The sequence below is a fragment of the Limosilactobacillus reuteri subsp. simiae genome, assembly GCF_020784875.1.
Classification (GTDB): domain Bacteria; phylum Bacillota; class Bacilli; order Lactobacillales; family Lactobacillaceae; genus Limosilactobacillus; species Limosilactobacillus reuteri_H.
Genome location: NZ_JAJGUI010000083.1, coordinates 1 through 341, shown reverse-complemented (window position 1 = coordinate 341; position 341 = coordinate 1). Strand labels below are relative to the sequence as shown.

Below are 341 nucleotides of genomic sequence, written 5' to 3'. Positions count from 1 at the left end.
GTAGGCCCCATTGTGGTCTACACCCAACGAAAAGCCAAGAAACTTCAACCGTAGAGGGCTACCGACTTTGGTTTTATCTGGGTTCACTTTAACTTTCAAGCGCTTTTCTAGAAACTGGGTAATGCTTCGCATTACTCGTTCTCCGGCTCGTTGACTTTTAACATAGATGTTACAATCATCCGCATAGCGCACAAAGTGATGACCACGTCTAGTCAACTCTTTATCCAACTCATTTAGATAGATGTTCGCCAGTAGTGGGGACAATGGCCCTCCTTGTGGGGTTCCTTTTTCGCTCTTAGCGAAAAGCCCATGGTCTAAGACTCCGCTAGTTAGAAACTTAC

At 45.5% G+C, this 341-nt stretch carries 1 protein-coding gene; it reads right to left on the bottom strand.

The window, feature by feature from the left end; translation table 11 throughout:
* Positions 1-341: reverse transcriptase domain-containing protein (locus LMC10_RS02105; protein WP_267866776.1), on the bottom strand; the 341-nt coding region annotated here is incomplete at both ends.